The sequence below is a fragment of the Alteromonas hispanica genome (assembly GCF_010500915.1).
Classification (GTDB): Bacteria; Pseudomonadota; Gammaproteobacteria; order Enterobacterales; family Alteromonadaceae; genus Alteromonas; species Alteromonas hispanica.
In genome coordinates, this window is sequence record NZ_JAAAWP010000001.1 from 138,868 (window position 1) to 165,090 (window position 26,223).

General features: G+C 42.7%; 18 protein-coding genes. 4 read left to right on the top strand and 14 right to left on the bottom strand.

Features of this window, described 5'->3' with window-relative positions:
- Window positions 1–124: 124 nt before the first annotated feature.
- From GTW09_RS00670 to GTW09_RS00695, 6 genes are all read right to left on the bottom strand, one after another.
- The gene (locus GTW09_RS00670; RefSeq protein WP_239059232.1) at window positions 125–1,327 is read right to left on the bottom strand and encodes a tyrosine-type recombinase/integrase; all 1,203 of its coding nucleotides are present in this window, start codon (window positions 1,325–1,327) and stop codon (window positions 125–127) included.
- 1,961 nt (window positions 1,328–3,288) lie between these two features.
- A complete protein-coding gene (gene nhaC, locus GTW09_RS00675; protein WP_163109216.1) occupies window positions 3,289–4,716 on the bottom strand; it encodes a Na+/H+ antiporter NhaC in 1,428 nt (475 codons plus the stop codon).
- Window positions 4,717–4,829: 113 nt separating this feature from the next.
- Entirely contained in the window at window positions 4,830–6,128 is a 1,299-nt protein-coding gene (locus tag GTW09_RS00680; protein WP_163109218.1) for a DUF2254 domain-containing protein, read from the bottom strand.
- 159 nt (window positions 6,129–6,287) lie between these two features.
- On the bottom strand, window positions 6,288–6,428 hold the full coding sequence (locus tag GTW09_RS00685; protein WP_071978917.1) for a DUF2256 domain-containing protein: 141 nt from the start codon (window positions 6,426–6,428) through the stop codon (window positions 6,288–6,290).
- Window positions 6,415–7,953 carry a cryptochrome/photolyase family protein gene (locus GTW09_RS00690; protein ID WP_163109220.1) on the bottom strand — a complete coding sequence of 513 codons (1,539 nt, stop codon included), beginning with the start codon at window positions 7,951–7,953 and terminating at the stop codon, window positions 6,415–6,417. Before GTW09_RS00690 ends, GTW09_RS00685 begins: the two co-directional genes overlap by 14 nt.
- 3 nt (window positions 7,954–7,956) lie before the next feature.
- A complete protein-coding gene (locus tag GTW09_RS00695; protein WP_071978915.1) occupies window positions 7,957–9,381 on the bottom strand; it encodes a cryptochrome/photolyase family protein in 1,425 nt (474 codons plus the stop codon).
- A gap of 113 nt (window positions 9,382–9,494) precedes the next feature.
- Here GTW09_RS00695 and GTW09_RS00700 point away from each other — a divergent pair, with 113 nt between their 5' ends.
- Genes GTW09_RS00700 through GTW09_RS00710 form a run of 3 tightly spaced genes read left to right on the top strand, consistent with a single transcriptional unit; the run spans window position 9,495 to window position 12,534 of the window.
- Window positions 9,495–10,805: a DASH family cryptochrome gene (locus GTW09_RS00700; RefSeq protein WP_163109222.1), complete on the top strand. Its 1,311-nt coding sequence runs from the start codon at window positions 9,495–9,497 to the stop codon at window positions 10,803–10,805.
- Window positions 10,793–10,975 (top strand): hypothetical protein, encoded by a 183-nt coding sequence (locus GTW09_RS00705; RefSeq protein ID WP_163109224.1) that lies wholly within the window; start codon window positions 10,793–10,795, stop codon window positions 10,973–10,975. Before GTW09_RS00700 ends, GTW09_RS00705 begins: the two co-directional genes overlap by 13 nt.
- Before the next feature lie 8 nt (window positions 10,976–10,983).
- Complete coding sequence (locus tag GTW09_RS00710; protein ID WP_203565575.1) at window positions 10,984–12,534, top strand: cryptochrome/deoxyribodipyrimidine photo-lyase family protein; 1,551 nt, start codon at window positions 10,984–10,986, stop codon at window positions 12,532–12,534.
- 45 nt (window positions 12,535–12,579) lie between these two features.
- On the opposite strand, the gene GTW09_RS00715 is transcribed toward GTW09_RS00710, so the two are convergent.
- Window positions 12,580–12,867: a hypothetical protein gene (locus tag GTW09_RS00715; RefSeq protein ID WP_071978911.1), complete on the bottom strand. Its 288-nt coding sequence runs from the start codon at window positions 12,865–12,867 to the stop codon at window positions 12,580–12,582.
- Window positions 12,868–12,997: 130 nt separating this feature from the next.
- Here GTW09_RS00715 and fabA point away from each other — a divergent pair, with 130 nt between their 5' ends.
- Window positions 12,998–13,516 (top strand): 3-hydroxyacyl-[acyl-carrier-protein] dehydratase FabA, encoded by a 519-nt coding sequence (gene fabA, locus GTW09_RS00720; protein ID WP_071978910.1) that lies wholly within the window; start codon window positions 12,998–13,000, stop codon window positions 13,514–13,516.
- A gap of 76 nt (window positions 13,517–13,592) precedes the next feature.
- On the opposite strand, the gene rmf is transcribed toward fabA, so the two are convergent.
- The 7 genes from rmf to GTW09_RS00755 form a co-directional block, all read right to left on the bottom strand.
- Entirely contained in the window at window positions 13,593–13,769 is a 177-nt protein-coding gene (rmf, locus tag GTW09_RS00725; RefSeq protein ID WP_071978909.1) for a ribosome modulation factor, read from the bottom strand.
- 325 nt (window positions 13,770–14,094) lie between these two features.
- Window positions 14,095–15,867 (bottom strand): DUF3466 family protein, encoded by a 1,773-nt coding sequence (locus tag GTW09_RS00730; protein ID WP_163109227.1) that lies wholly within the window; start codon window positions 15,865–15,867, stop codon window positions 14,095–14,097.
- A 12-nt stretch (window positions 15,868–15,879) separates the two neighbouring features.
- The gene (uup, locus tag GTW09_RS00735) at window positions 15,880–17,820 is read right to left on the bottom strand and encodes an ATP-binding cassette ATPase Uup (RefSeq protein WP_163109229.1); all 1,941 of its coding nucleotides are present in this window, start codon (window positions 17,818–17,820) and stop codon (window positions 15,880–15,882) included.
- The gene (locus GTW09_RS00740; protein ID WP_071978906.1) at window positions 17,817–18,050 is read right to left on the bottom strand and encodes a glutaredoxin family protein; all 234 of its coding nucleotides are present in this window, start codon (window positions 18,048–18,050) and stop codon (window positions 17,817–17,819) included. The genes uup and GTW09_RS00740 overlap by 4 nt, the downstream gene beginning before the upstream one ends.
- Window positions 18,047–20,143 (bottom strand): bifunctional 23S rRNA (guanine(2069)-N(7))-methyltransferase RlmK/23S rRNA (guanine(2445)-N(2))-methyltransferase RlmL, encoded by a 2,097-nt coding sequence (rlmKL, locus tag GTW09_RS00745; protein ID WP_163109231.1) that lies wholly within the window; start codon window positions 20,141–20,143, stop codon window positions 18,047–18,049. The genes GTW09_RS00740 and rlmKL overlap by 4 nt, the downstream gene beginning before the upstream one ends.
- Before the next feature lie 60 nt (window positions 20,144–20,203).
- The gene (gene pyrD, locus GTW09_RS00750) at window positions 20,204–21,211 is read right to left on the bottom strand and encodes a quinone-dependent dihydroorotate dehydrogenase (RefSeq protein WP_163109233.1); all 1,008 of its coding nucleotides are present in this window, start codon (window positions 21,209–21,211) and stop codon (window positions 20,204–20,206) included.
- A 71-nt stretch (window positions 21,212–21,282) separates the two neighbouring features.
- On the bottom strand, window positions 21,283–26,121 hold the full coding sequence (locus GTW09_RS00755; RefSeq protein ID WP_163109235.1) for an NAD-glutamate dehydrogenase: 4,839 nt from the start codon (window positions 26,119–26,121) through the stop codon (window positions 21,283–21,285).
- Between the last annotated feature and the right edge of the window lie 102 nt (window positions 26,122–26,223).

Consider the following 26,223-nt stretch of genomic DNA (forward strand, 5'->3'; position numbering starts at 1 on the left):
GTCTTCTTAGTTCGATTCATTAAAGGCAAATCAAAAAGGCTGGTCCTTCGCGGGTACACGTAACCAACGTTTGAAGTTATATCTTTGTTTTATAGAAAGTTTAAGCCGAAATTCAAATTGAACGTTAGCGTTTGTGCTTTGAGGATAATTTGGCCATGCCACCGCGTTTTACATTAGCTTGCTTAGTGTAATGACCAGGCATTTCTGGTGATTGCCAACCGCCAGCTAACTGCAGTTCTGGCAGTGTTGCACCATATTCGGCTAATGAAACTGCACCACCCACACGACCACTATGAGGTGTAATATTTTCTTTAATTCCCGCTCGTTTCGCGATCCTCTGCCAAACTCGGTAAACGCTAGAATAATTGAGAACGGCGGCGTGATTACTCGGAGCGTTTTCGTCATAGGGTAATAGCGCGGTTTTATGGTTTGTCAGTCTTCGAAATAGCACACCTTTAGAAATAGAACGGGGGTCTGAAGCGTCTCTTGTTTCAGAAGTGTGAGGGTTTAAATTCGCCTCATTGATAAATTCATTAATCATTGAAAGCGTGCTTGAAGAAACATAACGATACTGTCCCTGACCACTTTGATCACTTTTAGATGAAACGACCAACACAGTATTGTTCCTATGAGATATATGTTCAACACATACACGAACCAATTCGTCTGCGCGGAGAAGGGCATCAAACATCAGATTAATAATCGCAAGATCGCGAAGCTCTAACAGAGAGTCCGGAATTATTTTGTTATTAATTTGCTCTACCATTTCTATAGTGAGTGGCACAGCTTGCTTGTGTGACAGCCGAAACTTTCGGTTTTCTATAAGTGATAGCCGAATAAAGTCTCTTAAGTAAACGGACCGCACAATTGGATTTGGTAACTTGGCAACGCCTAAAAACTTACTTAAAGCGGAAAGCCGTCGTTTAATAGTTCTGTAGGCGAGGGGAGACTTACATAACTCTGCGACATATTGTTTTATACAATGTTCGTTATGTTCAAAGCTTTCGGTTAAGCCACCTAAGTTTTGCTGTTGACAAAAAATTGAAAATTCATTGTAGTCGCTGATGTAAGCACGCTGAGTGTTGTAAGGTAATTTAGAAAAGATATCGTTATAGTAACTGTGCATCGAGTTGTAGCTTGATGCGTGTGTCACAGGCAGGAAACTAGTATGGACGCGGTCCTTTTCTTCATTTTTGCTATTAGAAACGTTGCTACTGTCATCATCACTTCTGTTGCCTAATTCACTGCTCAATTGAGTAAATTGAGATTCTGAGTTTGGTATTGGCAGCGAGTTATGAAAGCGATTGTTTTGTTTATTGGTTGCCATAACATCTCCAGTAGGACGTTAAATCGCGGATTGCTGCTGTGTGCGTGTTAACATGCTGCAAACTTGTGTTTAAGCAGACTTGACCTCTAGCTTAATGTGAATATATCTATTTGTTTTATAAGAGTTATTTTCGCTTTCACGCATGATAACTGTAATTATCATGCGTGAAGATACAATATGCCAAAAAGCGACTAATTCACGATTTCGCGTCACTCTAATAACTCATAAAACTTTGAATTTTATACAGATATTTAAATCCATAACGCTTTACGCCGAAACCAAATCTGCACGTTAACGTGATGTGCAAGATATCACAGCACTGTTTTTATATACAGCCTAACTGCCCATTTCTCTACGTTTATCTCTAATGTTGTGTGAAATTTAGGCGCTCGTACGTGAAATCTGAGCTGAAACTCAGGCATACGTGCCACAAATTTTAAAATAACGAAGCCTATTTATTATTGTTATTGAGTAAATAGCGTTATATATAAACCTCTCGCGTGATGAAACCTTGTTCGCTTATAGTTTATTAGTAGCGTAAAAAGTTACCTAATATGATTGCCTAGTAAAGTGCCTAGTAAAAAGCCTAATAGAGCGCCTAGCAAAGCGGTGAACTAGCAGCGGCCTAATTAGCTGTGCTTTCACTAGCGCGACGGCTTTCTATTTTTGACAATACCCAAACAACTCAAACTGTATCGATTCCTTTTAAGCTGCTTGTCTATATTGTCCATATTTGCGTTCGACTCCTTAATATTAATTCTTTAATAGTTATCACCACCTTAAATTTTTCACCATTGATTACTATTGCGTATATACATTAATGGTTAAAAAAGAAGAGGAGATTAAATTACAGAAAAAGATTTCACAGTTGCATAGAATATTATTCGCCTCGAAAACTTTATCTATTTTGAATCCTTAACCGTTTTTACAAATACATGCTGCTGGCTATATAGGCTATGTAAGCAATAAGGCAAACTAAACTTGATATGGTTTAGCTTCTTATCCGGCTTCTTATACATACTCTTAAAAAAACACTTCAAATGAAAATAACTAAGTACAAAGAAGCGAATTCTTTTTCCGCCATATTTCAATAAATCATTACAGACCTTAAATTCTAAATTTAATATTATAGATACTTAAAATTTAAATAGGTGAGGTTCGAAGTACCAGCCCTCAATTAAACCAATCTTTATTACTCTATAAATATTCTATTTAACATAATATACATTATGCGAAATAGTGTATTATGACGCTTGGAGGGTTAATGCGTTGCTATTTGGTTGGTTTGCTGTGCGTGATGGCTTACATACTTTTTCGGCGTTATGTAAGATTTACCGGCTTTAAGCTTTTCAATGATGAGGAAACTTGGTCGCTTTTGTATTTATAGCTAAGAAAATAACGCCGAATATAGATGGGTATTTAAAATGTAATGCTGTGTGAAATCTGGCGAGCTACACCCGTGCAAATGAAATTTTATTCACGTACAAACACATTTATAAATTAAAGATGACTGGTTTATTTATAGCGAATCTCGAATACTGAGATTAAGGATGAACAACAAAACATAAAAGAGCTAATCTCCTAAGGCAAGGTTTCTAAGGCTCAAAAAATAATTATTGTAGATAAAGCTATTACTAGTTGGATTAACCAAACTTGGCTGAGAAAAGTTTAGTTGGTATCAGTTTCTGTGAATACTTATACCTTTAGTATGACCGCTAATTAATAAAGAAAAACGGTTTAGTATTTAGCTTAGTTTTTCCTTTTACTTTTTCTTTCACTTGTACTTATCGTTTGTCCTTGGCTCTGGCCTTGTATTAGTTATTATTCATAAGCTTTGATAGTTCACGCATATTGTCCAAGCAACTTAAGCCAAGCGCCCTACTTCTTACTTGCCGTTTTTCGACTGGCTTTTAAAACCAATTAGCTCAATGGTTATATATGTGTTGTGGCAGTTTGAAGAGTTACTTTTTCAATAGACCTATGCCAACGGCGGCCATTATCACTGCGACTATCGCATTTAAATAATTAAAGAACGCGTAAGGTAAATAAGATAGAACATCCACTCCCAACGTGGCTGCGTAAAAAGCGCCTGCCGTAGTCCAAGGTATTAATGCTGTTGTCATTGTTGAACCTTCTTCCACAGAACGTGAGAGTATGGCGCCTTCTAATTTTTGGTCGTCATACTTTTCCTTAAACAATTGGCAGTTGAGTATTATTGATATGTAAGCTTCACCCATCGCAATATTTCCGACAAAACCCGATACTATAGTCGTGGCGATAAGGCTTGCCGTCCGTTTTACTCTTGCAATACTGCCTTTTAGTAAAGCGCTTAAAAAGCCTGCACCATGCAGAATGCCGCCAAGCGCGATGGCCATGAGCGCTAACAGTAAAGTCCAACTCATGCTGGTGATACCACCGCGACCTAAAAGCGCGTCCAGGTTAGCTATACCTGTCGATGCTGGCGTATTTTCCCACAGTGCGTTCAATACAATTACCGTGCTTTCTATATTACTTTCACCCTGATAAAAAATAGCAATGAGTACGGCAAGTACAATACTGCACGACATAGTGACCTCTGCCGCTACTTTTTTAATGCTGAGCGTGGCAAGTAGTAAAAGAGGAAGAAGCGTTATTAAAGGCATCAGCTTATATTCTTTATCAAGCGCTGTTTGAATTTGGGTAATAGAACTAAAGGTAAGATTCTGATCGGCATCGCCAAAACTGTGGCTAAACCCGATAATTAAAAAGATTATCAAAGTGAGAATAAACGTAGGCACAGTGGTAAACAGCATGGCATAGATGTGCCTGAATAAAGTGGTTCCAGCGCTCATAGCAGCAAGATTAGTGGTATCTGAAATGGGAGACATTTTGTCGCCAAATGTTGCACCACACACAATCATGCCTGCTACTAACGGAAGTGGAATGTTCATAGCACTTCCGATACCGATGAGTACCACGCCCAAGGTTCCCACAGTTCCCCATGAAGTACCGGTAGCGACAGACATAATGGCACAAAGTACTAATCCAACGGCTAAAAATAAACTTGGGCTAAGCCAGCTAAGACCATAGTACATCAAGGTAGCTATTGTACCGCTATGCATAAAACTGGAGATCACCATGCCGATAAGTATAAATATGTAGATAGCAGGCATGGCCTTCGATAGCGACGAGGTCATTAATTCGCGGATTTGTAGATAGTTAAATCCGATAAAAGCCGCGTTTACACCAGTCCATAAAAGGCAAACAAACATCAGCGCATGTAAGCTTATCCCAAGACCAAAAAGACCGCCCGCTATGGTAATAACGACAGCGGCGAAGCACACAAGCGAGTGTTGAAATGATGGCTGTTGTGAAGCAGCAGTTGAAGACGTAGACGTTTGATTGGACATTTTAACTCTCAAGAGGGCCAGAATTAATTTACTGCTCTATAAAAAAATCAGAAAAAACATATGACTTGTGGGCTTTATTAGCGGAGTTAAGGATTAAACACGCGCTAGTATGATTATGACCGCTGTTCAAAAACATTCTCTAAACGCTCGATATCCGGTTCGAAATTTAACTGCTGCTTACTGCGCTCGAAGCTAAGCTTTGCAAAGTGTTTAGCATTTGTTTTGAAATCTTCAGCCACATGACTATCGTTGTTTTCGAAGCACTTTGCTAGTGTTTGAAGAGATTTTTGGATGCGAATTGCTACTTCAATATTGTCGGCGCCATCTCTTGATATACTGGTATATGCATCGTCAAATATGTCTTTAACAGATATTTCTGGTACCGAAATGCAGCTGTATTTTACTTCGTAATCGGGCTGCTGCTGTCTATCCTCATTGCTTGCCACGTGATCTTTAGACCATAAAAGCAGCAAACGGGTAATGCTGCTTATAGTGCCTATGGCAGTACCATGATCGTTTACCGATGGCGATAGTGCCCTAGATGCAATCTCCGCCAATACGATAAAACCAAACCTAGGGTCGGCTTCAAATGAGCGTGATGTACTTATGCTAAATGCACTTTTTATTATATCGACATCAACGTCTTTATCTACAAACGCGATATTTTTATCCGGTGTGACAAACTCACCGGGAAGCATGGCAATATTCACAAAAACATTATTATCTGACGCCCATTCCTGTATTTTAGCGATATCAATTAATTGAATATATCCAACCTCATTTGACTGAACGGCATAACTCCCCTGCTCGCTAATTTCGCTTGCGGGAACAGCGCCCAAACACGGTGTTTCAATGCGTTGCTTAATTGCCCGCTCAGTTGCACTTTCCACCTTTAACATAGTTGACTCTACTCGCCCCAAGCGAGCAACGCTGTCTACCCAACGAATAAAAGTAAGAATAACGATAGCAAACGCAAGGCAGGTGATACAGAAGAGGAAAAATACACCAGCTTCTCCATAAAACTTCTGGCTCATGGCCGTCAATGCCACAGCACTGTATATAAATGCGCCCACAAACGTTGAAAGTGCGTTTTGCGACACATCATCTGAAATAGTAAGCCCGAGAGAGCGAGGCGTAGAAGACTGACTTGCAGACGCATAGGCGTTTACCATGGTGCCGGCAGAAAAGGTGGCAATAACCATCATGCTTGATGCCATGATAGAGAGCAAGGTGGTCACTGAATCGGGCTCAATCTTTGGGATATGCTCGGCTAATGATGTTCCATCAACTATCTTTGCCGCAAATACAGCAAGCAAGGAAAGCACACAAAAACCTAGAGGCTTTATCCAAAGTTTCTCTTTAAAACTAAATAATAAAAACCGTACTTTGTCTACCGACAGCGGTGTGTCCATACCCTAACTCCAAAACCTGTATGATACCTAGTGTGGCGAGTACGCCAGTTTGGCTGAACTCTCTGTAACATTCCTTTTTTGTATCCGCTACATTACCTCTGCAGCTTAACTAGCACCACTGTTTAATTTGTATTTATAACGGAGTTGCGCGGACAAGTGTTACTGTGTCTTATTCTTATTACCTGCGCAGCGTTTTGAGCAATATCGCACGTTTTCCCAATCCCGTTCCCACTTTTTACGCCAAGTAAAAGGACGGTTACACACGGGGCACATTTTTGTGGGTAAATCAGACTTCTTCATTTTTCGTGATCTTCGTCAAAAATGCAGCGGCGTCTTCTTTCATTGCATTAATATTATCTTCTTTCATTCTTCCGTAGGTTTTTAAAATCATCGCCATACGGTGGTTGTTGCTTAATTTATCTTTGTTCTTGTCAATAAAATGCCAATACAAATAATTAAATGGGCACGCTTTTGGCCCTGTCTTTTTGGATACTTGATAACCACAGTTTTTGCAGTAATTCGACATCTTGTTGATATAACTACCGCTAGCCACATAGGGCTTACTAGCAAGGTTTCCACCATCGCTGTACAAAATCATGCCTGCCACGTTTGGCAGCTCTACCCATTCATATGCATCGGCGTAAACAGAAAGGTACCATGCTTGCACTTGCTCTGGGCTAAGTTCAGTCAGCAGACTAAAATTACCTATAACCATCAGCCTCTGAATATGGTGGGCATACGCATTCTGTTTTGTTTCTTTAATACACTGACGCATACAGTTCATATTAGTCTGTGCATCCCAATAGAAATTGGGTAAGTCACGCTGGTTGTTAAAGTAATTGTCAGTTTTGAGGCCGGGCATAAAATACCAATAAAAACCGCGAATATATTCTCGCCAGCCTAATATTTGCCTAATGAAACCTTCCGCAGAATTTAGTGGTACTTGACCGCTATGGTACGCCTGTTCGGCAGATTCAATCGCTTCTTTTGGCGTTAACAGTCCACAATTCAGATAAAACCCGATATGTGAGTGGTACATCCATGGTTTGCCTTCCACCATTGCGTCTTGATACTGACCAAAGTTGGGCAATCGTTCTTCTATAAATGTATTCAATACTTCCAGTGCGTCTTCTCGTGTAACGGCGAAAAAGAAGTTGTCTAGGTCGCCAAAGTGATCAGAGAATTGTGACTCTACAAGCGCCAAAACGTCTTTTGTGATCTCATCTATGGCAAAGGTGCTGTGCTTTGGCACCTTATGATCCTCGGGCATGGACTCACGATTTTGTGCATCGTAATTCCATTTTCCGCCGACAGGATTTTTGCCGTCCATGAGCACATCGTGCTTTCTGCGCATTTCGCGATAAAAAAACTCCATGCGTAATTGTTTTTTGCCTTCCGCCCAGTCGCTAAACTCTTGTGGCGTCGCTAGAAACCTGTTGTCCTCGCATATATGAACTGGAACACCTAGCGTACTTTCCCATTGTTGAAAACTATTCAACAAACGATGTTCACCGGGCGATGTCACAACCACGCTTTCAAAATCACCGTTATCTAAACTGTATTTGACTTGTTCCAGTAAACTACCTTGATTGTGCTTGTCATCATATTTTACATAGTCAACATTGTAGTTATGCTTTTCAAGCTCACGAGCAAAGTGGCGCATGGCACTAAACAAAAACGCAATCTTCTTTTTGTGATGCTTTACATAGGTGGCCTCTTCTCTCACCTCTGCCATTAATATGGTATCTACGGTTTTTTTAGCTTCGGCAATAGCAGGAAGTGTTTCAGTTAGCTGGTCGCCCAATACAAGAATAAGTGAAGCCATGAGCTATCCTTTAATTTCTTGAAAAGCATCAAGTGCGCGCTGTCTCGAGGCTTTTAAATCAACAATGGGTTTTGGGTAGTTTTTACCTAGCTCAAAATTAGCATCTTTCGCAATCACACCCGGAATTTCCCATGGTTTATGTATGTATTTATCTGGAATATCTTTCAATTCTGGGCAGTACTTACGTACGTACTTACCTTTTTTGTCAAATTTTTCGCCCTGAAGTACCGGGTTAAAAATTCTAAAGTAGGGGGCTGCATCTGCACCTGAGCCCGCTACCCATTGCCATCCAGCGCTGTTACTTGCTAAATCTGCGTCTAGTAATGTATCCCAAAACCAGCGCTCGCCTTCGTGCCAGCTCAGCAACAGGTTTTTTACTAAAAACGAACCTACAATCATCCTTACACGGTTATGCATATACCCGGTTTGCCATAATTCGCGCATACCCGCATCTACAATAGGTATTCCCGTGTTACCGGTTTGCCATGCTCTTAAGCTTTCAGCGTCTTTTCGCCAAGGAAAGTTATCGAACTTGTCGTTGAAGTTTTTGTTTGGCAGCGTTGGAAAATGATAAAGCAAGTAATAGCTAAACTCGCGCCAGCCAAGTTCACTTAAGTAGGTGTCTATACTTTTATCTTCTGTGGAGCCGAACTTATCTTTTATGGCGTACCACACTTGATTTGGCGACATCTCACCAAAATGTAAGTGTGGTGACAATCGTGAAGTCCCCTTCATCGACGGTATATCTCTCCCGTCACGATAGTGTCTGGCGGCATGCTCTATAAAATCAGACAAATTATCGGCAGCGCCATCTTCACCGGGCTTCCACATTTTTTCGATTGTGCCGTACCACTCAATTTCTGGCATCAGGTTCAAGGCATCTAGCCCATCATCTTCGCATTGGGTGTCTGCGTAGGTAATTCTCGCTGGTGGGGCCTTTGGATACCGCGGCTGCTCAACGTTTAAGCAGCCGTTTCGATAATATGGAGTGAAAACGCGGTATGGTGTGTCATCTTTTTTGAGAACCTTCATGGGTTCCCACAATAAACTACCGTTGCTGCTATGTGCCTCAAGACCGTTGTCGATAACTTGTTTTTTTATCTCTTTATCGCGGTTGATTTGCCACGGCTCATAGCAGCGGTTCCAAAATATTGCTTTTGCATCAACCTCTTTCATAATTTGAGGAATGAGCTTTTTAGGATCGCCTTTGTAAAACTTCAAATGACCGTTTAGCCGTTTATTCAAAGAGGTAAGAGAGTGATGCAACCACCACTTACTCGCGCCGCCTGGCACTCTACCATCGGGGGTAGTATCGTCGAATATGTAAATAGGAAGAATTTTCCCCATGTCGCAGGCAGCGTTTAATGCTGGGTTATCATTCACTCTAAGGTCTTGTCTAAACCACATAATACTTACAGGAACGGTCACATTTTTTCCTTTTGATGTTGCTCTAATTTTTAATTACTTACGTAATTGAACTTGTACGCATTTCTGCGGATTCAGGATCCGTTCGTGTTATAAAAATAAAATAGAGAATTATCATGCCAAATCATACTCTTAGCGATAATAATACGACAAAAAAGCAGCGAGGGCTGTTTTGGTTTAGACACGATTTACGCCTTCACGATCAACCTGCGCTCACTGAGTTGTGTGAAAAGGTTGATGAAGTCTCATTTATCTATATTCTGGATGAAACGCATTTTTCCCCGACTAAATACGGATTGCAACGTATGGGTGAAAATCGTTATCAATTTTTGATAGCGACATTAGCAGACTTAAAACGCTCTCTTGAAAATCAAGGACACAGCTTGACTGTGCTTAAAGGGAATACTTCAGAATGTTTAGCTAATGTATTGAAGCAGGGACACTTTGCTTACCTTGGGTTGAACAAACACGGTGGCTTTTATGAACGAAAGCACGTAGATGAATTAGCTTATAATTATCCGAATCTTTCAATTATTGAAGGCGAAGCCCTTACCTTATTCAATGAGAGCGATCTGCCTTTTTCAGTTGCAGAAATGCCCGATGTGTTTAGCCCTTTCAGGCGCAAAGTTGAGAAGAAACTAACACCTAGAGAAGCTATCGGCACTTTAGAAATCCTTCCCTCTGCGTTTGTGCCTGAGTTTGCTGAACAAGATAAGCTCGACGTAAATGCAGAGCTTGATAATGGATTTAGCAACGAATTCAAAGGCGGTGAGACCGCAGCGCTTGAGCATTTAAACACGTACCTTTTCGATTGGCATGCAGCAGCGACCTATAAAGAAACAAGAAATGCGCTAGACAGTTGGAAAGACAGTACTAAGCTGTCACCTTGGCTTGCAGTAGGCGCACTTTCACCGAGAGAAGTGGTTCGTCAGGTAGCCAAGTTTGAACAACAAGTAGAAAAAAATGAGTCAACGTACTGGATTTATTTTGAGTTACTGTGGCGAGAGTTTTTTCACTGGTTACAATCAAAATACGAAGAGAGATGGTTTAAATTTGGCGGTATTCAGCAGGCAGCTCCCAATACAAAGCATAACCCAAAAGTGTTTGTTGATTGGTGTAACGGCGACACTGGCTACCCAATTATTGATGCCTGTATGAAACAGCTAAAAGCAACGGGTTATATGTCCAATCGTGGAAGACAACTTGTCGCTAGCTGCTTTGTTCACGAGTTGCAGCAAGACTGGCGATATGGTGCAGCGTGGTTTGAAAACCAGCTGCTCGATTTTGATGTGGGTAGCAACTGGGGCAATTGGCTTTACCTTGCCGGTGTGGGAAGTGACCCGAGAGGACACAGACAATTTAACTTAGAGAAGCAAACAGCAACTTACGATCCAGACGGTGCGTTTAGGCAGAAATGGCTGGGCTAATTGTTATTGCTCAGTCTCAGAGCACTATGTCTCAAAGCGCTATGTCTCAAAGCGCTGGCGTACTAAGAGCCAGCGCTGAAGAAACCAGTAGTGTTAAGGCTCATTACGTTAACGCCCCCTTGATGCGAGCTCCCCTGCTGATAGCTACTTTGCTGAAAGACCATGGCTAAGTAATATAATGAGTGCCTCGAACGTAAAGACTGCCTCAGTAATCTGGTTAAAGCGCGACCTCAGGCTTCGCGATCACCAGCCCCTATTCGACGCTGTTCATCAGGGCGAAAATATCATATTACTTTACTGCTGGGAGCCATCGCTCTTAGCAGACCCACACATGGACGAACGCCATTGGCGATTTGTCGAACAAAGCATTAACGATATCAACGAGCAACTTCCTGGTGAGGCGAAGGTACTTGAGCTTAATTTGGAAGTAGAAAGTGCGCTTACCTTAATCAATGAACAAGTCAGAATTGCAAGCCTGAGAAGCTATCAAGAGGTTGGTTTACTGGTTACGTATAACCGGGACAAAAGGGTAGCAAGATATTGTAATAAAAATAAAATTTCTTTTTGTGAGTGTAATTCAGGGGCTGTAATTAGAGGCTTGCCCAATCGTAAACATTGGCAAGAAAACTGGGAGGCTCACTTTAATTCTCCCACGTATGATTTCGATATTCAGGCCGCAAAGTGGTTTCCGTGGTGGAATAATAACAAGCTAACAAAAATGGCCACTACCTACTCTGCCTTTACCAAAACCTCTTTGTTTAATGAACACATGCAGCAAGGCGGTGAGCGACGTGCTTGGCACGTAATGAAACACTTTTTCAAAGAACGCGGGAAAATGTATCACAAGAATATTTCTCGTCCCCACGATGCCAGGCGTTCATGTTCTCGTCTTAGCCCCTACTTAGCGTGGGGAAACGTATCGATAAGGCAGGTCTATCATTTCGTTGAAACTGAAAAGAAGCACAAGAAAACACTTTCGGCGCCAGACAAAGCTTTGTGGGCGAGAGCTCTTTCGGCGCTAACCTCTCGTCTTCATTGGCATTGTCACTTTATTCAGAAATTTGAAAGCGAACATGCTATCGAATGGCGGCCCATGAACTCAGCCTACGAAAAGTTTCCGTTTATTGACGGGCCAGAGGCGGAGCGGCGTTTTCTTCATTGGAAGAGAGGCACCACAGGTTATCCTCTTGTCGATGCCTGTATGCGAGCACTGTCAAAAACCGGATATATCAACTTCAGAATGCGCGCGATGGTTACCAGCTTTCTGTGCCATCATTTAAACGTTCACTGGATAAAAGCCGCTCATTATCTCGCTACACAATTTTTAGATTTTGAACCTGGTATTCATTATCCACAAATCCAGATGCAGGCCAGTGTGACAGGCATTCACACCGTGCGCTTGTATAACCCTCATACTCAGTCTATGAAATTAGATCCAGAGGGTGAATTTATAAAGAAGTGGGTTCCGGAACTCGCTGCCCTACCCGGTGATGCAGTGCATGCTCCCTATGCCATTCCGCCTCTAGAAGCCATGATGATAGACTTCGATATTGAAAGGGACTATGTATTACCTGTGGTTGATATTGTGAGTACCACTAGGCAGACTAGCGAGCGGTTGTGGAGCTATAGAGAACGAAAAGATGTGTTGCAGGAGGCAAAACGGATAGTGCAGCGCCATACCATGCAAAATAGTCCAAGTAGGCAATGGTTAAAGAAAAAAGTGAAATAAACCACCTTAACAACTTAGATGCTGCTCACTTTTATACACTAACCGCTACCGTTCGTTTTTTCTTAACCATTCGGTAAGAAGCTTAATTTGGCCGCATTTATAGGCCGCATACATAAGCCGCATGGCGTTTGACATGGCTTCGCTGTCAGTCCAGCCAGTTTTTTCTCTTATTTCGTCATAGCAGACTTTTGCCTCGGGTGTTACGTAGCCCCGGACGAGTTTTTTACCTGCTTCCTTCTGACGTTCTCTAAAGCGTCGCTGTTTCTCTGCATTCGCTTTTGCTCTATCGCTAATATTTCTGTTTCGCGCTGTTTTTAGTGGTTTTTCTGTCATAATCGTTACACTTATTATTGAGAATTTAGTGTACCACGCGTTTTTCTTTATAAAAATGACTGTTCGGAGTTGTTTAGCGAACAACTGTTCGCTAAATTAGCACTGAAATTTAAAACAATACGAGTTGGGAATGTCAGAGAAAAAAAATAGCTTTACTAGAGACGACTTATTAGCGTGCAGTCGAGGCGAGATGTTTGGTCCAGGTAATAGCCAACTTCCTGCACCGAACATGTTAATGATGGACCGCGTGGTTTCCATCACCGAAGATGGCGGTGAGCACGGAAAAGGCGAAATTATTGCAGAATTAGATATCAAGCCAGATTTATGGTTTTTTGACTGCCACTTTCCAGGCGACCCAGTAATGCCGGGGTGTTTAGGCTTAGACGCTATGTGGCAGTTAGTTGGTTTTTTCCTAGGATGGAGCGGCGGACCTGGTAAAGGCAGAGCACTGGGCGTGGGCGAAGTAAAATTCACAGGGCAAATTTTGCCAACGGCAAAAAAAGTGACGTATAAACTTACTATGAAGCGTGTTATCAAGCGTAAGCTCTTTATGGGCATGGCTGATGGTAGTGTAGAAGTTGACGGCAGAGAGATATATGTCGCAAAAGATCTCAAAGTTGGCTTATTCCAAGATACATCTAATTTCTAAAGAATTTTAGAGATAAAAAAAGCCCCTTTATTAAAGGGGCTTTTCCTTTTGCATAATCAGTATAAAAGAGAAAATGTTATTTTACACTTAGTCCTAAGTGCCTATCTTCTACCGCCTCGCGCCATCCACCTAACCACTGTGAACGAGCATCGTTTTGCTGAAATGGACAATTTTCTTTTGCACGGCCACTGATGCCAGCTTGATAGCCTTTAGAATGTGCACGTGTCATTTTATCTCTTTTTTGTCTTTTCATTGACTAGCCTCTTTTGTCTGTTGGAAGTACAACAACGTCAGTTCGCGGGCGCTCTACATCTTTAGTTATCGAAAGTGCCGGAAAATATTTTGTGTACATTACTTAGATAGTGCACTTAGCCAATTGGTTCAAGGGCATTTTGAAATTAAAGTTCTTGACATTTAATAAATTGATGAACTTTATATGAAATTTTTTTGACAATTTTTAAAATTTTTTATTACACATTAGTCGTGGTTTTAAAATGAAAAAAGGCTACTCAACAGAGCAGCCTTTCGATTTTTATCACAAATTATGTGAGAACAAATACTCAAGTATAGCAGCTTTATTATTTACTCAGCGCTTTACTTTTTACCCTGCGACGGAATACTCCCGCACATAAAATACCGAACATAGCTAACCACCCCATAGATGCAGCCTGCCTTTCGTAAGGCTGTTCATCTTCTGGTACCTCACAATCGTCTATCTCACCGTTTGCTATGGGTGAGAGCTTGACCGCCACTATTGCATCAATATCAGTAGTTTCACCGGCGCTGTCTAAAATCTCGACACCAGTAACTTCCTTCGCAGTGGTTCTTATCCGCGCATTAACCAAAATTTCATTGTTGTCGTTAATATCTACGGCTTCAATTAGCTCATAAGTATTATCACACGCTACTAAGTCGTTAAGATTAACCAGCTCTTCAGTATCAATGTTATACATGAATGCTGCCTGCTCGCGCTGAGTTTCATTGGTTGCCGCTACGTCGGCACTGCCCACAACAATATTATTGTTGTTTATAGCATTAGGCGTTACCCCCGCACTGGTGAAGAAACCGTCAGGATAGAATTTTTCTTGCGAGTCTAGGTTGTAAACAAATAGCTTAGAGCGAGATGCCGTGTCTGATGGCGGCAATACTGCGCCAGTTACCCAATTGTTATCATTAATTGCAATTGCTTGGCTGATAATGTTTTCGTCACGTGGCAACAGTTCAACAGTTTCACCGTCTCTAAATACCGTTGCGACACGCTCACTTTCCGCTCTTCGCGACTGATTCGGACGAGTAATGGCAACGAATTCACCCGTTAGGCTCTCACCTACTGCAATACCTTGGTTGTTGATATCAAATGCGTAAGTGTAAAGATAAAAGGTATTGTCCTCAGCCGGTTCTTCAAGCAGTGGGTATGTCTGTGTGCTTATTACGTCGCCGTTAACATCAAGCTGCCAAATAGTGGCATTAACTTCTGACAAATTGACAAAGGCTGGCGCGGTTGCAACTTGCGTATTAATAAAGGGCGACGTAATACGGGGCGCGGTGAAATCGCCGGTATATAAATTAAATAAACAGCGACCGATGGAAATATCGCCGCGCTCTTCATCGTCATCACAGCGTTCTCTCGCCTCGTCTACTGATGTTTGGAAACTTACAGTACTGAAACCCGCAACTTGTAGATTGTTGTTAATCGCCCGTGCTGAAGCGAAGCCACCTAAGGTATCGTCTACTGGTGGTAATACTTTGGTTTCCCCTGAGACTTGAACAAAAGCTTGCTGCGAAGATTCTGGATACGTGTATTTAATGATATCGCCGTCTTCATTCTCGTATTCATCAAGAATAACTAAGCCACCCGAATCACCCACAATGTAATCACCACTCAGACTGTCTCGTCCAAATGCTTCAACAGACTGTGTGTAATCATCGAATTTATCGGTAATCTTATCTAACCCTGGTACTAATTCAGCATCTACTGTGTCGGTAACGTAGGTTCTAAATTGGGCTAACTTTTGAATTTGAGGAAGCGTTGGGTTAGAAATTAAATAACTGACTATTGACGAATAGTCTGAGTCAGTAAATACACCTTGGCGAGCTGACTCTTCGTCTTCAAGCGCTGGACCAAATTGTTCAAAAAACGTGGTCCCCTCGATGAGTTGCTCTACGTCAATAGGCGGGCTGTATTCAAGCTGCGCTATAGTAAGCATTTGTCCGGCCTCATCTATAGAGCGACCAAAGTTACTGCGTGCAGTATCCTGTAATGGAAGAGGTGTCACTGAATAAGTGGCGGCAAACGCCGAAACACTTCCTGTTGCCAACAGAACGGCGGCGGCAAGCTGAGTTCGTTTCATCTAAAATCCTATTTACTGCTGATTATCTTCCAGCATACTTTCTAATTCGTCCCAGCGCGCATATTTCTGGGACAGCAATAATTCTTTATCCGCTAAAAGTGCAAGCGTTTTTGCGGTGGCGTCACTGTCTTGTTTGAAAAAGTCAGGATCATTAACCTGTTCCTGCATTTCTTCTAACTCTGCTTCAAGGTTTTCTAACTCGGCAGGAAGCGATTCCAGTTCACGCTGATCTTTATATGATAACTTTTTCGTCTTTCGGGGAGAAGACTTAGCACTAGGACTGTCTGAAGCGGAATTAGTTTCATTCCTCGTCTTGGCTTTCTCTTCTTTTTCAATTTGAAGACGCTTTTCCTGCTGCCCTTTATACCAGCTTTCAACGTCTGAGAAACCCCCAATAAATTCCCTTAACTGCCCTTGGCCCTCAAATACCAGACTGCTGTTGGCCACATTATCAACAAACTCTCTATCATGGCTTACTAATAACACTGTACCCGTGTACTCGTTTAGCAGTGTTTCTAACATTTCCAATGTTTCTACATCAAGATCGTTTGTCGGTTCATCGAGAACAAGTAAATTGCTTGGCTTTAGCATCAACTTTGCCAGCATAAGACGATTCTTTTCACCACCCGATAAGGATTTTACCGGTGCATTTACCCGCTCTGGTGTAAAAAGGTAGTCTTGTAAGTAGCTGATCACATGTCTAGGGTGGCCGTTAACCATGAGGTCACGCTTCCCATCGCCAACCGCATCGATAACGGTTTGCTCAAGGTCCAGGCCGTGCCTATGTTGGTCAAAATAGGCCACTTCTAAATTTGTGCCGCGCTTGCAGCTCCCTGCGTCTGGCTGCAACTCCCCTAGCAGTAATTTGATAAGCGTACTTTTGCCGCTTCCGTTAGGGCCAATAAGCGCAAGTTTGTCGCCACGCAAAACGTTGAGACTGAGTGATTTGACAATGCAAAGGTCGCCAATGTTGTACGACAAGTTTTCCACTTCAAAAACCATTTTGCCAGAGCGTGCAGCCTGGTGCTGACTCACCATGGCGCTGCCTTGTACTGCACGCCTAGCTTTGCGTTCATCTCGAAGTTTTTTGAGGGCTCTCACACGACCTTCGTTTCTCGTACGACGAGCTTTAATTCCCTGCCGAATCCACACTTCTTCTTGCGCTAGTTTTTTGTCAAACTCCGCATTTTGTGAAGACTCTACCTCTAAATCGTGCTGCTTTTTCTCTAGGTAGGTTTCGTAATTACCCGGATAACTGGTTACCGAACCTCTGTCTAAGTCAATGATCCGCGTTGCCATAGACCGAATAAAGGCCCGGTCATGACTGACAAAGACAATCGCGCCATTATAATTACTTAAGCTCGACTCCAGCCAACGAATCATTTCAATGTCTAAGTGGTTGGTAGGTTCATCAAGTAACAATAGGTCTGGTGAGCGCACCAAGGCTCTTGCAAGTGCCGCTTTGCGACGCCAGCCACCGGATAGTGTAGACAACGAGGTGTCTGGCTCTAGTTTCAGCATGGTTAAGGTTTGTTCTATTTGTTGCTCGAACTGCCATGCATCTCGCGCCTCTAATGCTTCTTGAAGGCGCTGTAACTTATTGAGGTTAGCCTCGCTTGGATCATCACCTACAAGTCGGGTTTGGTGAAAATAGGCTTTTAGCGTCTCGCCGATATCAGACAGTCCCTCAGCAACATAGTCGAAAAGAGTAACATCGGTGGTTTGTGGAGGGTCTTGTTCTAGGCGCGCAATAACAATATTGTTCTCTATGATCCGCTGGCCTTCATCAGCAATAACATCCCCAGAAATAACTTTCATTAGGGTTGACTTACCACTGCCGTTTCGACCAACCAAGCACACTCTCTCTTTCGGTTGAACGATAAGCTCTACACCATCTAATAACGGCGGATTACCGTAAATAACAGTAATATTTTTTAACTGCAAAATACTCACTGCAGAAATGCCTCCACGTCAGCTGTAGTAAATGGCCAACCTAATTCTTTGCCATTATCCTCCCGTTTTAAAACGGGAATGCGGGCACCATATAAATGGTACAAATCGGTGCTGTCTCTAATGTTAAGTTTTTCTACGTTTAATTCTGAAAAGCTGCTGGCGTTTTGCAGTTCCACATCTGCCAAATCGCATAGGCTGCATTGAGGACCGGTGTAAAAAAATATCTTCATAGTTTTAGCGTCCAACACTGGTGTATTTTGCCCTTTCTTGCGAAGTCTTCTGGAATAGTTTGTTGGGTTATATTTTCGATTGTAAAACCGAGAGCCTCGAGAGCCGAATTATCGAGCTTAAATCCGCGCTTGTTATTAGAGAAAATCACTGTACCGTTTTTATTCAAGCATGCATGAGCGCGAGTAAGCATATCTACATGGTCTCGTTGCACATCCCATGTATTACTCATTCTTTTAGAGTTTGAAAATGATGGCGGGTCAATAAAAATTAGGTCGTATTTGCCTTTGTGGTCGGCTAACCATGCAGTGCAATCGGCCTGCACGAACGCATGAGGACCCTCGAGCTTATTTAACGCTACGTTTTTCTTTGCCCAATCTAGATAGGTGTTCGACATATCTACCGTGGTAACTGATTTAGCGCCACCTTTTGCAGCAAATACCGACACGCTGCCAGTGTAAGAGAAGAGGTTAAGTACGTCTTTCCCTTTCGCCATTTTCATCACAATCTGGCGCGTATCGCGGTGATCTAGAAACAGTCCGGTGTCTAAGTAATCGGTAAGGTTCACCAAAAAGCGAGCACCGTTTTCATACACTTCCATCATGTCGCCAGACTGATTAATCTTTTCGTACTGCTTGGTTCCTTTTTGCTGACTGCGTACTTTCAGCACAATATTTTTAGGCGCTATCCCTGTTACCGCAGGTAAATGTAGCAAAACCTCTTGCAGGCGTTTACGCGCTTTATCTTCAGACACCGTTTTCGGTGGAGCGTACTCCTGCACTACCAACCAGTCGTCATACTTATCGATAGCCACATTGTAATCTGGTAGGTCAGCATCATAAATGCGATAGCAGTTGGTGTCGGCATTTTTTAACCAAGGTTTCAGCTTTTTTAGGTTTTTCTTGAGTCGGTTTGCGAACTCATGATTACCCGCATCTTCACTAAATTGGACGGTATTCTCTTCGTTTAACACATAATTAGCTAAGCGACATTCTAGTTTTCCGTTGTTCATTGCGTAATCTTTCGAGGCGCGTAATTTAAGCACGCGCAACAGATCCCGATTACTGCTTAACAGCGATACATGCCAACCTTTCCAAGCTTCTTTAAAGCGCTTTCCCCATTCACTGAATAGAGGAATGAGGGATGTAAGTTCGCCAAGTCGCTCGCCGTAAGGTGGATTAGAAACTATATATCCCGGCGTTGATACCGGAGGCGATGATTTTGTGGCGTCTTGCTGACTAAACGCAATATCGTTATACACACCAGCATAATCGGCATTAGCTTTAGCTATGGATACCATCTTTCTGCTGAAATCTGCAGCATAAATTCCGCTCGCCGAAGGTTTCTGATTAGCCAACGCGTCATCTACTAGGGTATCCCATAGTTTTTCTTCGTGGCCCAACCATTTGGTAAAGCCCCAGTAAGAGCGCTTAATTCCTGGTGCTATATTTCTCGCAATATAGGCCGCTTCAATAGCAATAGTTCCTGAACCACACATTAAATCAACCAGAGGTGCTTCGGTATTTTCGGTCCAGCCACTGCGCATGAGCATGGCACATGCAATATGTTCTTTAAGAGGAGCATCACCGGTTTCTTGTCGATAAGCGCGCTGGTGCAAACTGGCACCGGACAAGTCGATACCCATAATCACGTTGTCACGTTGTAGCTTCGCGTAAACTGAAATGTCAGGATGCCTGCGCTCCACAGACGGTCTTGCCAACCCTTGTTCTACGAAGGTATCAACGATAGCGTCTTTGATACGAACCGCGCCAAACTGAGTGTTTTTAATCGCGAAATTTGTTCCTACAAATTGTACTGACAGTGTATGACGAGAGTCCATTTGCATCTGCCAATCTACGCTCATAGCCGTATTGTAAAGACTCTCTGCGTTGTTAGCTTTACCAGAGGCTAAGACCCATATAACCCGGTTAGCCAGCCGAGACCATAAACAAAGTTTATAGGCATCTTCCTTAGTGCCCTCGAACTGCAGCATGCCCGGCGCCTGCTTTATTTGTGCCTGTGGACATAAATTAAGTATTTCTTGTTTGAGCAGTTCGTCGAGACCGCGGCTGGTAGTCACCAGAATTGTATTCATTCATTTACCTGTAGTGGCAAGGGGCAGCAATACCCCGTGCTTTATGTGAAATCGAGCGTATTATAACGCGTTTACGATACGTTTAACGAGTGATGGCCCCTGATAAATAAAGGCAGAATAAAGTTGAACGAGCGATGCGCCTGCATCTAAGCGGGCTTGAGCCGCCTCAGGAGAATCAATACCACCTACCCCAATAATTGGCATTGATTTATCGAGGGCTTTATCGAGCTTACGAGTAACCTCTAGGCTCATGTCCGTCATCACTGAGCCACTTAGCCCACCCATTTCATCGGCATGAGGAAGACCTTGAACGGCATCCCGAGACAACGTGGTATTGGTGGCAATGACGCCGTCCATCTTGCTGTTCATTAACGACACTGCAATGCTGCTAATTTCTTCATCAGTTAAATCAGGTGCAATTTTGATAAACAGTGGAACATATTTACTGTGGGTTTGCGTCAAGGTTTCTTGCGCAGCTTTAAGACCCGCTAGAAGTGAATCTAATGCCTCACCGTACTGAAGGTTTCTAAGCCCTGGGGTATTCGGAGATGAAATATTTATGGTGATGTAGCTCGCGTAAGGGTAAACCTTGTTCAAGCATATAAGATAGTCGTCCAAGGCTTTCGCATCTTCAGTATCTTTATTCTTACCGATATTTATTCCAATGGGCCCTTTAAAGCGCGCATTTTTTACTTGCTCAATAAGGTGATCTACGCCCTTATTATTAAAGCCCATTCTGTTGATAATGGCTTGCTTTTCAGGCAGTCGGAACAAACGAGGTTTTGGATTACCAGGCTGCGGACGAGGTGTTACTGTACCAATCTCAACAAAGCCAAAGCCCATGCTAGAGAAAGCATCTATACAATCGCCATTTTTATCCAACCCTGCGGCAAGACCAACAGGATTATCAAACGTTATCCCTGCAACTGTTACAGGACGCGCAATTGGTTTGGTGCTGTACATCCATTTCAGCGGTGTATGTTGCGTTTTATTCAGCCAATTTATGGTGAGATCGTGACTTTTTTCAGGTTCGCACTGAAGCAGCAGCTTTTGCACAAGAGATTGCATGGGTAGTAAAACACTCGCTAATATAAAAAAGCCCTGATGAACAGGGCTTAAATCATTAAGGTGCGTGTATTCTAATGGTTAGACTTCACGCTTAAAAGCATCAATTCACGTAAAGCGACAGAAAACTTCGCAAATTCGTGTGTAGAGCTGGTTTTAAACTCTGACATCATATGATACCAGCGCTTTAACAGCACCTGATTGCTGTCTATCCACTCATCGAGAATTTGATCTGCATCTGCGGTATCACTGCGAGATTGCAGTAGGTTTGCAGCGATAGAACGCTGTTGCCAATCTAACTCTTCACGATAAGACGCACGAGCAAGAGCTTGCCAGTGGTTGCTTACAGCCTGATTATTAATTTGATCGAGGAACCAATGTAACTCCAATCGCGATCCTAATTGATAGTAAAGCTTCGCTACCACATCGGTTTCGTGCTTATCAGCTTCAACAATTTGTGCCAAATCAAAACTTGAGAACATGTTAGAGAAGCTGGCTACTTGATACGCAATATCTGCAGGTACATCCTGTTCAATATATCTTTGCGTTGCGGCTTCAAGCTGAGCGTATTCACTTTCTACTAAGTAGTGCTGCAAGTTCTCAGACAGCTTTTTGAATGTTCCACGATAGCTTTCGATGGCATCCTCAATAGACTGCGTTTTGCTACCGTGCCTTATGTACCAGCGTGCACCGCGACGCATAATGCGTCTCGCTTCATCTAGCATAGTAAGCTGAAGTTTTGCGCAAATAACATTGTCTAGTTCTTCAATGCGGGCCCATAGGTTTTCCATATTGAAAATCCCATGAACAATGGCATAGGCATCGGCAATTTCACTCACGCTTGCCCCGGTCTCTTCCTGCAGACGGAACACAAAATTGAGCCCCATATCATTCACCATATTATTGGTTAATTTGGTGGCAATAATTTCGCTGCGTAGCGGATGCTGTTGCATATGCTCGTTAAATCGACTGCGCAGTACTTCTGGGAAAGCGTGCAGCAGCAATCTAGCGTGATAAGGATTTTCGGTTATTTCAGGAATGTTCAATGCATCCTTCATAACCATTTTTCCATAGGCAATAAGAACACTTAGCTCTGGACGTGTAAGCCCTTGATCTGTTGCCACCCTATCTGATATTTCATCATCGCTGGGGATAAACTCCAGCTCTCTGTTTAACTGCCCTTCTCTTTCTAAGCCGTGAATAAAGCGAAGCTGCTCTTTTAGCTGTTTTACGCCGGCTAGTTCGGTAATAGAAATAGACTGAGTTTGGCGATAGCAGTCTTTCAATACAATAGCAGAAACATCATCTGTCATATCGTAAAGTAGCTTATTACGCTGTTTTACCGTGAGTTCGCCATCGTTCACCAAGCTATTGAGCAAAATTTTGATATTAACTTCGTTATCTGAGCAATCTACCCCGCCCACGTTGTCAATGAAATCGGTGTTAATGCGACCACCATTAGCGGCGTATTCAATACGCCCAAGCTGTGTTACTCCTAAATTGCCGCCTTCACCGACAATTTTAGCCTGTACTTCTTTACCGTTTACTCGCAAATCATCGTTAGCGCGATCGCCTACAGAAGAATGAGACTCTTTCGAGCTCTTAATGTAAGTACCAATGCCGCCATTCCACATAAGGTCTACTGGCATTTTCAATACATTGTGGATGAGCTCATTCGGCGTCATTGTTTGCTGTCGTGTACCCAACCATTTCTTCATTTCCGGAGAAAGTTTTATGGACTTTGCTGAGCGGCTAAATACACCCCCACCTTTTGAGATGAGCTTGCTATCGTAGTCTTCCCACGACAGACTGGGATTTTCGAACAGACGCTGACGCTCTTTATAACTGGCTGCAGCATCAGGGTTAGGATCGAAAAATATGTGCAGGTGGTTAAACGCACAAATCAGCTTTGTATGCTCTGAAAGTAACATGCCGTTACCAAATACATCACCGGCCATGTCACCCACACCGATACAAGTGAAGTCAGTGGTTTGACAATTAACCCCCATTTCACGGAAGTGACGTTTAACAGATTCCCAACCACCGCGAGCAGTAATGCCCATTTTCTTATGGTCGTAGCCAATGCTGCCACCGGATGCAAATGCATCGCCTAGCCAGAAGTTAAACTCATCGGCTATACCGTTAGCAATATCAGAGAAAGTTGCTGTTCCCTTATCGGCGGCAACAACCAAATAAGGGTCATCATCATCCAAGCGAACCACATCTTTTGGTGGCACGATTTCGCCGTTTACAATATTGTCTGTTATGTCTAGTAAGCTGGTAATGAACGTACGGTAACAGGCTTGTCCTTCTGCTTGAATAGCCTCACGCCCTTGGCCAATAGGCGCTTTTTTACAGACAAAACCACCTTTCGCACCTACAGGTACAATAACCGTATTTTTAACTTGCTGTGCTTTTACCAGGCCTAACACTTCAGTACGGAAGTCTTCTTGACGGTCAGACCAACGTAGACCGCCGCGCGCTACTTTACCGCCTCGCAGGTGAACACCTTCAACACGAGGACTGTAGACAAAAATTTCATATTTAGGTAACGGCAGAGGCATATCGGGAATAAGCTCTGGAAGCATCTTAAACGACACGTAAGATTTTTCGTTACCGGCTTCGTCTAGTTGATAGAAGTTGGTACGTAATGTGGCTGACATCATGTCTAGATAACGACGGATAATTCTGTCGTCATCGAGATTGCTTACGCCATCGAGCTGCGATTTTATGTCAGCTAAAATTCCGTCTTCTTTTTTCTTGTTGCGCTTTTTCTTAGGGTTGAAGCGTTGGTCGAAAAATTCAACTAATAAGCGCGCTATATCAGTGTAGTTGGCTAATGTATTGGCAATGTAATCGTGGCTAAACGAGCTTCCTGTTTGACGCATATATTTTGCATAAGCGCGCAAGATAGTCACTTTACGACCGGTAAGATTAGCGCCTAGTATGAGACGGTTGAACGCATCGTCTTCAAGCGTGTTGTACCAGACCTTCGCAAATGCGTCTTGAAACAGAACTTGAGCGTTTTCCATATCAAAATGCTGACCGCTTTTGTGCAGCATTTTGAAGTCCATTATCCAGTTGTGCTCTCCGCCTGAACACGTGATTTTATAGGGGCTTTCATCAATTACGCGTAACCCAAAATTCTCCAGCATAGGCAGTACATCTGATAGATGAATAGGCTCTGCTCTATGGAAAAGCTTTAGCTTAACGATTTGGCTTTCAGAGTCTTCTTCTTGAGGACGATAAAACAGCATATCTAACGTATGCTCGTCATCTAACATCTCAAGTTTACCGATGTCGACAAGTGCTGCTGAAGGAAGGTTATGCTCCATATAGCTACGAGAAAACGCATTGCTGTATTTCCGCTCTAGCGACTTGCCAGACGCTTCGCCGTGGGAAGCCGATATTGCAGAAGCAAGTCTGTCGTTCCAAGTCTTGGTTAACTCGATGATATTTTGTTCTATTTCCTTCACGTCAAATTCCGCATTGTTATCGTTCACTCGCGCGATATAGTGTGTTCTCGCATACACTGATTCAGAAAAGAAGGTGGTAAATTCAACTTCTTCAGAAGCATTAAGTGATGCCTTTAAAAGCTCCTGTGTTTCTTTTCGCAGTTGCGTGTTATAGCGCTCACGAGGAACGAATACCATGCATGAGAAAAAGCGACCAAAGGTGTCTTTACGAATAAATAAGCGAGAAATGCCCCGCTCTTGCATTTGAAATATTCCCATCACAATTTGCGCTAGCTCTTGAGCAGGCGTTTGCAGTAATTCATCTCTAGGGTATGTTTCAACGATATTGACAAACGCTTTGTATGCGTGAGTTCCAGGCTCAAAGCCCGACAACGCGCAAATTTTCTCAATCTTTTCTTTCAGAATGGGCAGTTCAACAACACTCTGGTTGTAGAACGATGCAGAGTAAAGACCTAAAAAGCGGTGCTCACCAACTACTTGGCCGTTTTCGTTAAACACTTTTACACCCACATAGTCCATGTAGGCAGGACGGTGAACTCGCGCTCTTGAATTGGTTTTGGTTAAAATTAGCGGGTTTTCACTTAAGGCTTCGGTGCGTGCCGATGCCGGCAGCTTTGATAACAACCGTTCTCGGTTATTAATAGAGTTCTTTAATAAACCTAAACTACTGTCGTTATTTGGGATCCAGCGGTGATCGCCCTCAATGGCTTTCACGTCGTAATAACGGTAGCCCATCATGGTAAAGTTGTGGTCGCTTAACCAGTTAAGGAAACGATTAACTTGTTCTTTTTCATCACTCGAGATTGGCCAGTTGAAACTTTCACTGGTTTTAATCACGTTCTGCAAAGTATTAGTCATATCTTGCCAATCAGCAACGGCAAGGGAAACCTCGTCTACCACTGAGCGCAATTCTTTGGTAAGCAGTTCTATGTCTTTCTTAGACGTTTGGCGGTCTACCTCAATGAAAATCACCGTTTCTTTTTTAGCACCGTTTAATGTCTTACCCTGCTCTGAAAAACTTTCTACCTTGTTGCTCTCGTCACGCTTAATGCCAATAGGACTATGAAGAAACAAGTGCGCAGTGATATTCAATCGGTTTAAAGACATGCGAACCGAATCGACTAAGAACGGCATGTCAGACACAATCACTTCAACAATAGTGTGACTTGAGTGCCAGCCATGTTTGGCAATTTCCGGGTTAAAAACTCTTATGTGGGGTGCAGAGTGGTCGAATCGTGAAAGTGCGTTCCATAAACTGAGGGTGGCACCGTAAAGGTCGCTGTCGTTGCGATTTTCTAAATCATCGCTTGATATGTTTTTATACAACAGACGTCCGAATTGCTGCACAAGAGACTTCTGCTTCGCATCTACTTTTTTGTCGATAAGTTCGAATACGTTATCTAGCAGTACTGAGTGTCGCTGTGAGGTGACTGTCATTTGTTAACCTTATAGTAATATCGTAAGTGCTGAAAACCTTTGTATTTTCCCTAATAAAGCGGCCTATTAAAAGCCCCTTTTTAACCTTATATTAACAGCATA

Coding starts and splice junctions, on each gene's coding strand:
- GTW09_RS00670 (WP_239059232.1), bottom strand. CDS start 1,327: ATGGCAACCAATAAACAAAACAATCGCTTTCATAACTCGCTGCCAATA.
- nhaC (WP_163109216.1), bottom strand. CDS start 4,716: ATGTCCAATCAAACGTCTACGTCTTCAACTGCTGCTTCACAACAGCCA.
- GTW09_RS00680 (WP_163109218.1), bottom strand. CDS start 6,128: ATGGACACACCGCTGTCGGTAGACAAAGTACGGTTTTTATTATTTAGT.
- GTW09_RS00685 (WP_071978917.1), bottom strand. CDS start 6,428: ATGAAGAAGTCTGATTTACCCACAAAAATGTGCCCCGTGTGTAACCGT.
- GTW09_RS00690 (WP_163109220.1), bottom strand. CDS start 7,953: ATGGCTTCACTTATTCTTGTATTGGGCGACCAGCTAACTGAAACACTT.
- GTW09_RS00700 (WP_163109222.1), top strand. CDS start 9,495: ATGCCAAATCATACTCTTAGCGATAATAATACGACAAAAAAGCAGCGA.
- GTW09_RS00705 (WP_163109224.1), top strand. CDS start 10,793: ATGGCTGGGCTAATTGTTATTGCTCAGTCTCAGAGCACTATGTCTCAA.
- GTW09_RS00710 (WP_203565575.1), top strand. CDS start 10,984: ATGAGTGCCTCGAACGTAAAGACTGCCTCAGTAATCTGGTTAAAGCGC.
- GTW09_RS00715 (WP_071978911.1), bottom strand. CDS start 12,867: ATGACAGAAAAACCACTAAAAACAGCGCGAAACAGAAATATTAGCGAT.
- fabA (WP_071978910.1), top strand. CDS start 12,998: ATGTCAGAGAAAAAAAATAGCTTTACTAGAGACGACTTATTAGCGTGC.
- rmf (WP_071978909.1), bottom strand. CDS start 13,769: ATGAAAAGACAAAAAAGAGATAAAATGACACGTGCACATTCTAAAGGC.
- GTW09_RS00730 (WP_163109227.1), bottom strand. CDS start 15,867: ATGAAACGAACTCAGCTTGCCGCCGCCGTTCTGTTGGCAACAGGAAGT.
- GTW09_RS00740 (WP_071978906.1), bottom strand. CDS start 18,050: ATGAAGATATTTTTTTACACCGGTCCTCAATGCAGCCTATGCGATTTG.
- rlmKL (WP_163109231.1), bottom strand. CDS start 20,143: ATGAATACAATTCTGGTGACTACCAGCCGCGGTCTCGACGAACTGCTC.
- pyrD (WP_163109233.1), bottom strand. CDS start 21,211: ATGCAATCTCTTGTGCAAAAGCTGCTGCTTCAGTGCGAACCTGAAAAA.
- GTW09_RS00755 (WP_163109235.1), bottom strand. CDS start 26,121: ATGACAGTCACCTCACAGCGACACTCAGTACTGCTAGATAACGTATTC.